This window comes from Geobacter sp. PheSNFMC, assembly GCF_059620965.1.
In genome coordinates this window covers 1-12667 of sequence record NZ_JCAMRN010000030.1, presented here as the reverse complement: position 1 = coordinate 12667, position 12667 = coordinate 1, and the positions used below count along the sequence as shown (strand labels likewise).

Annotated in this window: 14 protein-coding genes and 1 pseudogene; 4 read left to right on the top strand and 11 right to left on the bottom strand. The window is 53.0% G+C overall.

Annotated elements, in window-relative coordinates; translation table 11 throughout:
* Positions 1-29: 29 nt before the first annotated feature.
* Together AC6CDK_RS08485 and tsaA are read right to left on the bottom strand one after the other, a co-directional pair.
* Complete coding sequence (locus tag AC6CDK_RS08485; protein ID WP_192905238.1) at positions 30-1337, bottom strand: putative sensor domain DACNV-containing protein; 1308 nt, start codon at positions 1335-1337, stop codon at positions 30-32.
* Between the two features lie 48 nt (positions 1338-1385).
* On the bottom strand, positions 1386-1904 hold the full coding sequence (gene tsaA, locus AC6CDK_RS08480; RefSeq protein ID WP_192905237.1) for a tRNA (N6-threonylcarbamoyladenosine(37)-N6)-methyltransferase TrmO: 519 nt from the start codon (positions 1902-1904) through the stop codon (positions 1386-1388).
* Between the two features lie 136 nt (positions 1905-2040).
* On the opposite strand from tsaA, the gene AC6CDK_RS08475 reads away from it, so the two are divergent.
* Positions 2041-2820, top strand: coding sequence for a pentapeptide repeat-containing protein (locus tag AC6CDK_RS08475; RefSeq protein ID WP_192905236.1), 780 nt, complete (start codon positions 2041-2043; stop codon positions 2818-2820).
* 190 nt (positions 2821-3010) lie between these two features.
* Positions 3011-3976: a GSU2403 family nucleotidyltransferase fold protein gene (locus AC6CDK_RS08470; RefSeq protein WP_226048267.1), complete on the top strand. Its 966-nt coding sequence runs from the start codon at positions 3011-3013 to the stop codon at positions 3974-3976.
* Positions 3977-4116: 140 nt separating this feature from the next.
* Here AC6CDK_RS08470 and AC6CDK_RS08465 read toward each other — a convergent pair whose 3' ends face one another.
* From AC6CDK_RS08465 to AC6CDK_RS08440, 6 genes are all read right to left on the bottom strand, one after another.
* The gene (locus AC6CDK_RS08465) at positions 4117-4698 is read right to left on the bottom strand and encodes a DUF4124 domain-containing protein (protein ID WP_039643592.1); all 582 of its coding nucleotides are present in this window, start codon (positions 4696-4698) and stop codon (positions 4117-4119) included.
* Positions 4695-5507 (bottom strand): hypothetical protein, encoded by an 813-nt coding sequence (locus tag AC6CDK_RS08460; protein ID WP_226048266.1) that lies wholly within the window; start codon positions 5505-5507, stop codon positions 4695-4697. The genes AC6CDK_RS08465 and AC6CDK_RS08460 overlap by 4 nt, the downstream gene beginning before the upstream one ends.
* A gap of 302 nt (positions 5508-5809) precedes the next feature.
* Positions 5810-7687, bottom strand: coding sequence for a cytochrome c3 family protein (locus AC6CDK_RS08455; RefSeq protein ID WP_192905235.1), 1878 nt, complete (start codon positions 7685-7687; stop codon positions 5810-5812).
* A 628-nt stretch (positions 7688-8315) separates the two neighbouring features.
* On the bottom strand, positions 8316-8786 hold the full coding sequence (locus AC6CDK_RS08450; protein WP_192905234.1) for an AMIN domain-containing protein: 471 nt from the start codon (positions 8784-8786) through the stop codon (positions 8316-8318).
* Between the two features lie 129 nt (positions 8787-8915).
* Complete coding sequence (locus AC6CDK_RS08445; RefSeq protein ID WP_152609725.1) at positions 8916-9584, bottom strand: tetratricopeptide repeat protein; 669 nt, start codon at positions 9582-9584, stop codon at positions 8916-8918.
* Between the two features lie 28 nt (positions 9585-9612).
* Complete coding sequence (locus AC6CDK_RS08440; RefSeq protein WP_052269385.1) at positions 9613-10275, bottom strand: transposase; 663 nt, start codon at positions 10273-10275, stop codon at positions 9613-9615.
* 287 nt (positions 10276-10562) lie between these two features.
* Between AC6CDK_RS08440 and AC6CDK_RS08435 the strand changes: the two genes are divergently transcribed.
* Positions 10563-10730 (top strand): hypothetical protein, encoded by a 168-nt coding sequence (locus AC6CDK_RS08435; RefSeq protein ID WP_158514092.1) that lies wholly within the window; start codon positions 10563-10565, stop codon positions 10728-10730.
* Here AC6CDK_RS08435 and AC6CDK_RS08430 read toward each other — a convergent pair.
* From AC6CDK_RS08430 to AC6CDK_RS08420, 3 genes are all read right to left on the bottom strand, one after another.
* Positions 10727-11251 (bottom strand): hypothetical protein, encoded by a 525-nt coding sequence (locus AC6CDK_RS08430; protein ID WP_192905233.1) that lies wholly within the window; start codon positions 11249-11251, stop codon positions 10727-10729. The genes AC6CDK_RS08435 and AC6CDK_RS08430 overlap by 4 nt on opposite strands.
* 114 nt (positions 11252-11365) lie before the next feature.
* Positions 11366-12166 carry a hypothetical protein gene (locus AC6CDK_RS08425; RefSeq protein WP_192905232.1) on the bottom strand — a complete coding sequence of 267 codons (801 nt, stop codon included), beginning with the start codon at positions 12164-12166 and terminating at the stop codon, positions 11366-11368.
* 88 nt (positions 12167-12254) lie between these two features.
* A complete protein-coding gene (locus AC6CDK_RS08420) occupies positions 12255-12434 on the bottom strand; it encodes a trypsin-like serine protease (protein WP_413229612.1) in 180 nt (59 codons plus the stop codon).
* A gap of 154 nt (positions 12435-12588) precedes the next feature.
* Here AC6CDK_RS08420 and AC6CDK_RS08415 point away from each other — a divergent pair.
* A pseudogene (locus AC6CDK_RS08415) lies at positions 12589-12667 on the top strand (IS3 family transposase); the annotation flags it as partial.

Here is a 12667-nt window from a genome sequence, read left to right as displayed (position 1 = left end):
GACGGGAATAACCTCCCCGCGTGAATGAATCAGAAGTCGAGCAGGCTGGTGGCCACCTGGTCCCAGCAGGTCACGGCGCCGTCATGCCAGTGGACGAACAGCACCTGGCCGTCCTGGGAGATCACGATCGCCAGGGCGTCGTGCAGGGCGTTGCAGAGCCGGTAGGCCGACCGGTGGCGGGTTCCGCGCCCCTTGACCGCCTCGGGCTGCCGGGTCTCTCCCTCGATATCCAGGGCCACGTGCAACTGGGTCACGTTCTCCAGCCCGCCGGAAATCTCCGCCCCGAACCCGAGCACCTCGAACCGCCGGTTCAGCACCACTGCCCCGTCCACCAGGGAGAGATCGGCAACGAAGTGGGCCAGCTCGAACAGGGCCTCGTCCATCCGGGTCAGGACCGGATCGCTGAGGGCCAGGTATTCGTCCCACCCCAGGGGTCTGCACTCCCGTTGCGACCTGCTGGCCACCCGGGCGAATTCGTTCATGATCCCGACGATGTGCGGGAAGATCCGCCGCCGGCCGATATCGGTCAGAAACGGGTACTTGATGTTCAGGTAGGGGTTGGCCTGTTTCAGCTCATCGGTCCGCTCGCTGGGGATGATCAGCAGGGTGCCGCCGTGGCGATAGCTGCGCATCAGGCTGATGACCCGACGGAGCAGGTTCTGGCCGAGGATGACCGGGAATTCCGGGTCAATGGGAGGCCAGATGTCGCCGGACTTCTGGCGCGCATCCTGGTGCAGGTCCCACAACTCGTCCCGGTGGGTGGCGAATATCGCCCGGAGCCATGAGGCGGCGAAGACCTCCCGCGCCATGCTGACTACCTGGCCGCCCCGCAGGCCGGCGATCATGGTCGATCCCACCGACACGCTGATTCGTCCCGGCCCGGTCACGAACACGATGAGCGAGTCGGGCACCGGGTTGATCAACTGGGTGCCCCCGTGGATCGCCTGCATCCAGCGGGTGCCCGAGTGGACCACGCCCCAGATCTGCAGCTTTCCGTCGACATTCAGGTTCACCCCGATCATGGCGCGGTCGAAGCTGATGGCCGGCGAGAGGCGGCGCAGCTCATCCTCGGTGCAGGGGCGCGGTTCCAGGAAAACCATGCGGTGCAGGCCGTCCGGAGGATCCTGGCCCGCCGGGAACCGTTCGGGTTCGCGGAAGATCAGGCGGAAGCGGACCTGGCGCTCCTCCTCCCGCATCAGGCTCGCCTGGTAGCAGGTGGAGATGAGCACGGACAGGATCGAGCAGCCGGGGCAGTCCTCCCGGGGCCGTTCCGGGACCTCGGTTCTCAACTGCCGGCAGATGTGGGCTGCGAATTCGCGGGGATACCAGTGGCTCATAGTTCTGTAATGGTAGCCGAAAGCCCGCCTTTGGCAAGGGAAGGGCGGCTACCGGGGTTTGCGGGGCCCCGGCGCGGAGCGGCGGCCCTGCTCCGCGTCAACTTCGTCGATCCAGCCGGCTCTGGCGTCGGGGAAGGCATCCGCGTAGGGGACGTAGGGTTTGATGTCCAGCACGGGGGTGCCGTCCAGGAGGTCCACCCCCCGCAGGTGGAGCGTCCGGCCTTCCACGGCCACCAGCTCCACCGCCGACAGGCCGATGGCATTGGGCCGGTGGGGGGCCCGGGTGGCCAGGACGCCCCGCTTCGGTCCGCCCCGCGGCGGCTTGACCCGGCTTTTCCAGCCCTCGCTCAGATGAAAGGCGAAGATGAGCCACAGCCTGTCGAAGCCGCTCAGATCCCGGATCGCGCTTTCGTCCAGCCACTCGTGAAGCTCCAGGGTGGCAAGCGCCGGCTCCCCGGTTTCCGTACCCTCTACCACCGTGCCCTGATGGGGCGCGTCAATCCGGCGGGAATAGGGGGAGTACAGAGTGCCGATGGGGCGATAGGTGAACAGGGAGTCGCTGGTCATGGGGGGTGATTGTAGTTGCGATCGCTGCAAAGTGCAATGGGGCGGGACAGGGTGCTTATTATCAGGCATCCCCCGGCTTGCCGTGTGCAGATGATATAATGGTAACGGTTTTATTCCACTTCCAAGGAGGCTCCCCATGTTCACCAAGCTGGCGATAACGGTTGCATTCGGTCTTTTGAGCACTGCTACGACCCACGCGTTCGACCCCCTGGTGATCGAACGCGCCAAATCACTCGGAGAGTGCGAACATTGCGATTTTGTGAGCGCAGACTTGAAGGGGGTTGATCTCAAGGGAATAAAGCTGGACGAATCCGACTTCACCGGGTCAGACCTGCGTGCCACCGCAATTGATGACTGTGGCGAGTGCAACTTTACCGGCGCAAACCTGACCGGCGTTCACATGGACGGTGCAAGCCTGGATGAGGCGATATTCAATAAGGCCGACATGACTTCGGCACACTGCAGCGGGGCATACATTCATCATTCGAAGTTCATTGGCACGAACCTGTCGGGTGCCGACATGCGCAAGGTGAACGTCGAAAAGGGCAACTTCAGCCAGGCAAACCTGACCAATGCGAATTTCTCGGGGGCCAAGCTCAAGTATGCCAATCTCAGCGGTACCGTGCTGAGGGGGGCAAACTTCTCCTTTGCCGATCTTTCGTCAACCGATCTCGGTTCCCTGGACCTTGAAGGGGCCACCTTTCGAGGGGCAACGTTCAACGGCACAATGCTCAGGGATGCGAAACTGAAGGGAGCGGATTTCACGGGAGCGGATTTACGGCAATCCAGGTTTCACTCCGTGTCGATCTATGACACGGCAACCAACAGATTGGGGGAGAGCTTCGATCCGGTCAGGTGCGCCGATCTTCAGGAGGCAGGAGCTCTGTTCGACGCAACGACGAAATGCGGGAAGTAGAAAAGTGATCCGAGGGACGGTGGTCTGCGATAACGGTTCTGCCGATGACCTGTGAGCAAGGCGCAACAGATCATCAGCGCAGTGGGTGCACTTCTTTCAACGTAGACTGGTTGTATGAGGGAAAGAGCTTTACTGCTTCAATAGAATTATCTGCTTGAATATAAATTGTTTTCCGTATAAAACTTTAAATATGAAAAAAATACGGAAAAAGTATCATTGGATTGATATAGGTGAAGATGCCAGACGTCAATATATCGACGCTCAAGCAACGTTCACGGCTTGGGAAGATGCCCGAAAAGCTGCTTCCGAAGTACGCGGAGGCATGTATTGGAAGAGACAGGGCGAAACGGAATACCTGATCCGGACGTCCCCCGGCAACGCTCAAAAAAGTATTGGTCCTCGCTCTGAGAAGACGGAGCAGATTTACCGGAATTTCACTGCCAGAAAAGCTGAAGCCGAGCAAAGGCTCGCAGATCTTACCAGCGCACTTGAGCGACAACAGCGGATGAACCGGGCGCTCTTTGTCGGCCGGGCGCCTCGTATACTCATCGACATACTGAACAAGCTCGTAAAAGTAGGGCTTTCGGAATATTTCACGGTTATTGGCACCCATTCTCTCTACGCCTATGAAGCTGCCGCGGGCGTTGGTTTTGGAGAAGCGGCAGCATTGGCAACCCAGGACATTGACCTTCTTCTGGATACCCGAAAGCGTTTGAGCTTTATCACGCAGATGACCACCATGGGTACATCGATGCTGAAGCTGATACAGAAGGTAGATCCCACCTTCAGGATTCGCGACGACCAGAAATACACGGCCGTCAACAGCAAGGGTTTTGAAGTCGATATCATCCGAAGGGAGCCGAAAGACGGTGATCCCCACCCGCTGCGGCTGACTGACGAGGATGATGAGTTCTATGCCGTACCGGCCCGGAATGCTGGTTTGCTTCTCGATGGGCCGCGTTTTTCCGCGATGATCGTTGCCACGACCGGCCACATGGCAAGGATGAACACTATTTCTCCGGCTGCCTTTGTCAGGTTCAAACGATGGATGGCTGAACAGCCTGATCGGGACCCCATGAAGCGCCAAAGAGACATCCTGCAGGCAAATATGGTCGAAGAGTTGATTGTCGAATACCTGCCCCACCTCCAGCAATAACCAGAAGAATTCCCCGATTTCGATGAAGCCTCGTCGATAGTGTCAGGGAGTTATCTTTATTCAGATACATACGTACACTCCTGGACACAGCACGTTAACAGCATCCCCCTGAGGGCAGGGGCACACATTCCCTTGCGGCATCATCTGCGCCATTCAAACGGGACTCCATGGCGTGCCGCCTCACCTTCCAGGTCGACGAGTTTCTGCTCCAGAGCCTCGAGCTGTTTTTCGCCCTCGCGGATATCATCGTGCGCGGCCCGGTAATTGTTCCGGTTTTCCCTGGGATTGCCGAATATGCCCTGGGTCGTGGCGTTGCTTACGGCCATTTTGTAATGGAGGGTTTTGAGGTTCTGCCGCTTGGTTTCCAGGTCGGCCCTGGTTTGCGCTATCTCCGCCCGGGTGTTGGAAAATTGTTGCCGCCACCAGCCCTCGCCATGACCGCCATAGCTTTCCACCCTCTGCGGCTGCTGCTTTTTGACAGGGGCGGTCTTCTGCTCAATCACCGCCTGTGACGCTTCTCCTGTGATGGCCGCTCTCTTTTTGATCCGTTTCCTCTGGTTGTCCGGAATGCGCGCCGGATTGTCGGAAAACGTAACCGTCCCCTGGTCATCCGTCCATTCATAGGTGGCCGAATCCTCGGCACTGACCCCTGGACAAACAGAGGCCGAGAAGCACATCGCGGCTATTATGAATGCAGGGCTGAGAGAAACGGCCAGTCTCATGCCCGTTTCTTCCGCCAATAGATTCGGTTCCCGATTGCCAGTTGCTCTACCACGCCCTGCTGCTCAAGAAGCTCCAAGGCTATCTGAGTTGTTACGTCCGATCCTTGGTACATCCCCCAATCTATCCACCAGCATCTGATCCCCTCCACGGTGTCTGCTGAATTGGGGCGAAGCTCGAGGTAGCGCGTAATCGCGTCAGCCACAGCTTGGACCGATAGCTCGCTATAGCCCAAAAGCGGCGGATTGCAGAGTCTGTAAATTGCCACAAGGGCATCCGACAGGGTTTCGGCTTGATCGAAGCTGATCTCTTGGATGGAGAATCGGACAGACTCGGTGTGAGCAACAAGGTCAGAGGCAGGCACCTGTCCAAGAGGATGTCCAAGTCGTATCGTGTCTCGGAACACGTACTCGGATACTGGGTCGATGTCAACAATTGGACCTGTGACGAAGGCACGCATAGCACTAGTCGGGTCATCCAGCATGACTCCGATAACGAGTACGCCAGCCTTCCTGGTCTCCGCCGGCAGAGTCATCCGATAGGTCCCGAAAGAATCGCACACCGCTGTCCCGAGAGAACCTTCTTTCTTGTTTCCATAGTCGTCTACCAAGAATGCCTCTACGACTGCCCCGCTAAAGTTGGCGAACGCTGCCTTGGCAACCACGTTGTCCTGTGCCCCCGAAGGGGCCGTGTTGAATTGGAGTTCGGCCACGTGTCCAGACACCATGAACTCGGAAGAATGGTTCCTGTCTCCGCAACTGGCGAATAGTAGTGCTAAGCTCAAGATAATAGTGCGGGCAAGCAGCTTCATCATTATTTCCTCTCGGCAGCAGAATTCTGGGGAATTCTTGGGGACACCATACTCATCTCTCTTGAATTAGGTATGGTGTCCCCGGAACTCCCGTAATAGGTATGGTGTCCCCGGAACTCCCGTAATGAGGGTTAGGGACCAGGCTCCGAACCTGTGATCCGTTCGAGCGTCCAACGCGCAGCCATCTTGCAATCTTTCAAGCCTGACCCCACCGTCCTCCACTTTCCTCTCGTGATGAGTATCCACAAAAGAAGGCCGCTCCGAAAGGGACGCGGCCTTCTTCGTCCACCACAAAACACTATTTATTTCATAGTCTTCAGCATCTTTTTCGCCATCGCCAGGTTATGATAAGCAATCATGCGAAGCTCAGCGGTTTTGGAGCTGTCACCTTTCTTTTCCAGCTCTGCCAGAAAGCGCCCGAGTTCATCACGTGCCGCATCGGTCCGCTTCTTGTTATAGGGAATGGCAAAGTTTATTCCCGCCACGTCCCAGGCAGTGGCCGGCAACACAGCAAACGGGGCGAAATCCTCAAGTTTACGGTTTGGTGCCAGACTGGGCTGCTCCCACCTCACGTCAGTGAAACGGATTCCGTTATTATCGGCAACAATTGTATAACTCCCCGCAAATGGTTTGGTTACGTCACGATCTTCAAAGAAACTCCACTCCGACTTACCGACCTGAGCACTGCTGTCATGACAGCTTCCGCAATTGCGAGGCTTGCCCATGGCATGGCTTAGTTTATCCATCTGAATCCAGAGAACTGCGTTGTTGCCCGACGCCAGGTCCTTGCGAGTTCCCACCACAATATAGGCATCATTCACATCGGTGGCTTTCCGTGAGACTTCGAATGTCAGCGGTTCGCCGATCTTTGGGTTACCCGGCACGGAACGCTTGGGAATAGCACGGAACAGCAGTCCGGTCGGCCCTAATTCCTTGGTTTGATTCAACACCGCCATGGGATATGGCTTGACCGGAATCCAGCGGCCGGCAGGATTTTTGATAATGGTGGGCAGATCTCGGGTACCGTAGTATTCCTTGTGTTTACCATAGGGGGTCTCCACCCCGTAGTAATGCCCCTGTCCCCAGAATGTATACTGATATGCCCCGGAAACCGTAATATGGCATGATGTGCAGTCGACCTTTCTGTGTTTTGAGGCAGCCACCGCCTTAACAATAGCAGCATGACATTTTTTGCAGGCATTTCGGGCATCATCAGCGGCCAAATGCCCGAATTGGTGGTTGACCGGCTTGTGACAATCAAGGCATTCCAGACCGGCCTTGACATGGGCGCCTTGGGGCAGATTCGCCGGGAATGCATACTCGCCACGCACGTAGCCGGCTCCGCGGCGACGATCCATGGGCCCGGCGTGGCAGATACTACCCCTTCCCTCACCATAACAGCTGGGAGTATCCGGCTTGCCAAACGCATGGGTTCCCTTGCCGGCAACCGGCTTGAAATGGCAGTCGTTGCACGAAGCATGACACATATTGCATGACCGCTCCATGGCCCCATTCATCGCCGCAGTATAGGGAATCGCCGTCCGACTGCGAATCAGTTCCTCGTTCTGACCGGGCCACATACCGCAGTTTTGTGGTCCGGGCTGTTTCTCAGTCCAATCGCGGAACGCCCGTTGGTTCTTGGTCAATCCCTTTGCGGAACGGTTATAGTCCTTCACCGTACTTCCGTGGCACTTGCCGCAGGTCTGTTCCGCCACTTTCGGTGCATAGGCCATCGTATCGGGATCACGGTCATGCCATTGGATGCCGACTATCCGTTTGATCCCGGCAGCTTCCAATTTTTGGGGATCACCATTTGGAATCATACTGTTCATGCCGTCCCCCTTCGGCACCAACGGCTGAAGAGCCCCAACTGCAGCACGGGGAACTGCCTGTCCCTTAAGGGTTTTACCTGCAGCTACCAGAAAAGGAGCCAGCATGCCCTTATGGGCTGAAACCTTGTCCCGGGCTTTTGGATCACCGAGGTGACAGTCCACGCAGGTCGGTTTTCCGTTCATCCCGACTTCGCGATCGACCTGTGCAGGATCGAGATACATGGCCTCAGCCCCCTGCTCCCTGAGAGAAACCCTGTCACCATGGCAGATCACGCAGCCGGAGGTTGCATCACCCCCCCAGGCAGCCCCGGCACTTAACAACAGTACTGCTGCAATCATCGCCTTCATCTGGTAATCCTTTCTTCCTCGGAGTTGTGAAGAATTAACCATAGAAGTATATCTTCTGCAGGAGGGTAAACAAGGAGAATCTTACAGGGGACTAATGGGGTCTCTTAAATTTCGGGGGCACCTTACGTATCTCATTTACAATTAAATAAGGTGTCCCCGGAATTCTCGCCGGAATTCTCGGAATTCTCGGCCTGGTTTTTCAGCTTAGAACCATCGAAGCCACTGCGAGTATGATTGACAAAAGGCCCAAGCTAGCAGCAACAAGCAACCATTTTTTCCTGTGGGTGTTATTTCATTCAGTAGGGCGGGGTCCCACGGTGACATGCGATACTTTCCTCCATGTGCGTAACCGACAAGGATCATAATTATGAAGGCTGTTAGAAAACAATACCCTGCGGCATCTCCTAATATGCCCAGCAACTTCATCTTAAATCCTTTGGCATTTTGATTTCGTCCAACGGGCCGGGGGCGCACCAGCGGCGCAGGTTTATCGCGCCGGCTGCGTGCCGCCACCTGTTGAACAACGGCTCTGGAAACGATAGGCAACATATACACAGGCAGCATGTGCTTGCGAAGAGAATGACAACGGTGTCAGAGCTACAACTGAACGACCGTATATTTCCCGTTTCTAATTCTCTACTTGCTGTTCTTGAGCCGGTGCAAAGGTTATCGTTATATATCTGTCTTCAATAGAAACATTATAAGGTTGCATTCGTAATAAATTAAAGACCACCCGAATCCGATCTGCCACATGCAACACGTTGCAGCTACGCAAATCGGCCTGATAAAAGGTTAAAGAGGTTTGACCCATCCCGTTGTCTGTATTCGGTAAATCGACTACAACACGGGCCGGATTTAAGACAGCAAAACTACTTAGTTGGCCTGTGTATGAATCTCGAAATGCTAAAGTTACGATTGCTTCACCACCTGTCGATGTTGCTTCAATGCTTTCAAGTACATTGGGACTGGAGGCTGAGGCTCCCGGTGGAAGTGGCTCGAAAGTATTTATCGGGTCTGAAGTCTCACCCCCACTACCACATCCCATCATAGAGCACATTAATAAGATAAGTACGGCTACCAAAATCTTCATGTTTTCCATTTTATCTCCTGAAAACTTCGTTAATACAAGCTGTTTTCATTCATGATTCCTCTGCTGTTCAACGGGGCTGCGCTTGACCTGCCGGGCAGATTCTCCGCCCGGTCATGGTCTGAGCGCGTGTTGGCTCTATTACTTCGGCTTCCATGAGATTGCCAAAGCTTCTGCAGATTTGATTTGTTCCTCTGATAAACGGGATTTGATCTTTGATTTGTGACCTGGAGAATCATCCAGTATCCATTGGCAGAGAGGGACATTCTGGCATCTTTTTGCCGCATCCTGAGCTAATAGCATCCATTTCAACCCTTCAACATCATTCTGGGGCTGCACATATTGGTTTGAATACAGGCTTGCCAAGTTATATTGCGACTGCATATAGCCGCGCTCAGCCGCTATCAGATAGTAGTTGTAGGATTTTGTAATTTCCTTGTTTGCGCCGTTTTCACCATACTCATAGGAAACTCCAGCATTGTGACAACCGGGGTTACTCCCGAGCTTGCAGGCTTTTTCATACCATGAGACGGGGCTTCCAAAGGTATCTTCCTTGACGCGACCCTCTTCCAATATAAGCCCAAGTTTTAACGCAGCAGAAGCATCGCCCTGTTCTGCTCCAGCCTTATACAGCTTGGCGGCTTCTTCCGGGTGCCCTGCTCGCAAAGCAGCATCACCTGGCGTGTGGGCGCATCCGAAAAAACAGATGCACAAAGTAATTAGTATCAGTTTGGTTGCTGCATTCTTCATTTCATTTCCTTTTTGAGCCAACGGCTCGGCGCTGTGCGGCTCGAATTCGGGGGACACCATACTTGCTCGAATTCGGGGGACACCATACTTAACTATCATTACCTTTTGGTCCCGGCTTCCCTTTCTTTAACGAGCGTTCAAGGGCCGATTCCAGGCATTCGACAAATTCTTCTGTTCCAAGAGGTCTGCCGGTTCGCTCGTGTTTTCGGATATCGTTCAACTGATCTTCTTCTCCTGTTCCGGCAAGAAACAGACTCCAGTCTCCAACCAATTCCAATAGAGGTGCAACCTTGACCAGTTCATCGTCCATCCGGTCAAGGTGCGCCCGAGCACTACTCCAGGGCCACAACGCAGCATTCGGCGTCAAGCGGGCGCGTACCGGGTTCATTTCTACATAGCGAGCGGCAGCGAGAAGATAGGATTCATCCATTGGAAACGAGGCAAAACGCCCTTGCCAGAGATGGCCGCGCCAGTTCTCACGGAAGTTGATCATGCGACTATATCGCCGGTGTGCCTCGCCGATCCCGCGACGCAAGCCGTCATCGGTTTCTGGGACAGCAATAAGATGAACGTGGTTCGGCATAAGGCAGTACGCCCAGATATCTACGCCACATTTCCGGCACCATTCACCGAGCAGAGCGATATATGCTCGGTAATCCCCATCATTGAAGAATGTTGGCATTCTTCGGTTGCCCCGTTGCGTAACATGATGGGGAATTCCCGTTGCTATGACGCGTGCAATTCTGGCCATGGAGGCAAGTTAGTGATGGTTAATGCGCTTGTCAATAGGTAATTAAGTATGGTGTCCCCAGAATTTCGAATTTCAGAATTCCTGGAAGTATGGTGTCCCCAGAATTCCTGGAATTCCTGTGTCCCCAGAATTCTCCTTGTCTGGTGTCCCCAGAATTCTCAAGCTGTTTTCATTCATGATTCCTCTGCTGTTCAACGTGCATGAGGCGCAGCAGCGTAGCGTCAGCGGTGACTGTCTGCCGCCGATTGTTATACCTTCTGCTCCTCCAACTCAAAGGAGGAAAGACGATGACAGACATTGAGAAGGAGTTTTGCGAGAGGCTCACCGACTTATTACTTGATTGCGGTTTAGGTATTGCCGGTGAGCCCCATATTTACGAGTTGCAAAGTGGTCCAGATAGCGATTATGGCCGTGTCGCCACTATAGATGATGAAGGTCGTCTCTTGTTCGTTTAAGGTAGCTTCGCGCTTAATCCAGAGTTCGGGCCTGCGGGCAATCCAAGCGCCGTGTCAATTCCGATGTTGTTGCAAAGGTCGGCAAGAAGCGAAGCGGGGTTAATAGTAGTTCCTATTTTGGCTTCTGATTCGGCTCTCGGGTTGCTTACTGCTTTAGCACGATAAATTACAAGGTGAGGGATATTATTTTGAATTGCTCGCAGACAAAGACCTCTGAGATAAAACCTATTGAACTCTCCCTCTGCCAACATTTCATGGGCGTTTACGGGAACACTGGCGCTAATTATCTTGCCTTTGACGTTTCGGTTTTCCGTAGCGTTAAACTTCCCCTGGAGTTGAGCTGCAAACCAAGTATCGTCATGTTGTTCAGCGGCCAACTTGAGGATTTCAGGGTAACTTTGTACTCCGGAAGGGCTGAGTCGGGCGCTAATGTAGAGTTTCCCTGCGGCGATGTCGGCAAGTATTTCTTGAGTTATGAAACTGCGAGTTTCGGAGTCAAGATTTGTGAGAGTTAAAGCCATTTTGATTCTCCTTTTCTTGGTTTTTTACTTCTTGGTATAACGTTCTGGAAGTTGACCGGGCGGCTGTTCTGCCCCGGTCCAACTTTTTGGTTGGACACCCCAGCTCCTCCTTGCTTATATCTGCTGCCTTTCCATTAACTTAATTCTTGTCACGGCGTTAGCTCCGATATAGATAATCCTACTGCGATAATTTTCATACATCCACTTAAACAAAGTTGTCATAGCAATGACTACCGTAAAGGATATAGAGATAGAAGGTGGCACAGCATCAGAAAACTTTGAACTGGACGCAACAAAGACCGGGACCAGCAGCAACAGGATGCCCCCAAATCCAACATTTGTTTTGTGTATATCAAGATCCAATTTAATTTCACTGTAAATTTGATCTACAACTTTCATATCAAATTCATCTAACAAATCTTTGTTAAAATAGTATTTTTTTATATTAATTGCGGTGACAATATACTTGTCTTCAATAGAAGACAAATCTGAAGCTACTGATCTGTAGTAGTAACCAAATGTTACTACAATACATAATAAAACTACAAACAGCATGTACCCATCAATAACTGAATTATAAACTGGTATATAACCTGTAAAAGCGGTGCAAAATAAAAACACTGTGAACAATCCTGAAAACATTGCACCTATATTGTCAATTTTTCTAAATTGAGGCTTAACCGCTCCCGCCCATGTGACAGACAATGGCACTCTTATTGTGCGTGAATTCTGCGAGTTGAGTTTTTCAACGAGACTTTCAATCAACTGCGGCTTATAAGCGTATTCAGCAAGCAAGTAGACTATAGTTTTATCAAATTTACCTGTTATTGTACGCCTGGGTAGAAAACCAGATACTGCAATTACCAAACATAGTAATATCAAAAATCCGAGTACTAAATAGCCGAGCCAGTTCATTTTACATTTCCCTCACATTATCCTGTTGTCCACTTAGAATTCCGGAAAGGGCTGACCCCGCCTCTCGCCGCCTCCACTTCTCTGCTCCTTAAATTCTTTCTGCGATGGTAAGAAGTGGGTTAAATCCGATACATACAGTAGACCCTGATGGAACATATATACCCGGAGCTTTTTCCTGAGAAGCTGACGTTACGGCTCTTTGCGTTATCACCCCTACTGCTTCCCCTTTAGCATTGATAACTGGCCCGCCGCTAGCACCGTAATGCATTCCATTGTCAACATAGAACACGTCACATTCTATTTTAGCGCTTTTGTTCGCAGCGAATATCCTCCTGCAATTTCCAACCACAGCTCGTTTATGGCGGCCCCGGTTTTCTTGGACACGAAAATGAGGTAAATCTACGTGTTCAAGGAGGTCGTCAATGGAAAAGGATGGTAATCGTCCCGGTGCAGCGGAAGGAGAGCGTAGCTCGACTGGAGCGGCACCGGAAGTCAAACGTT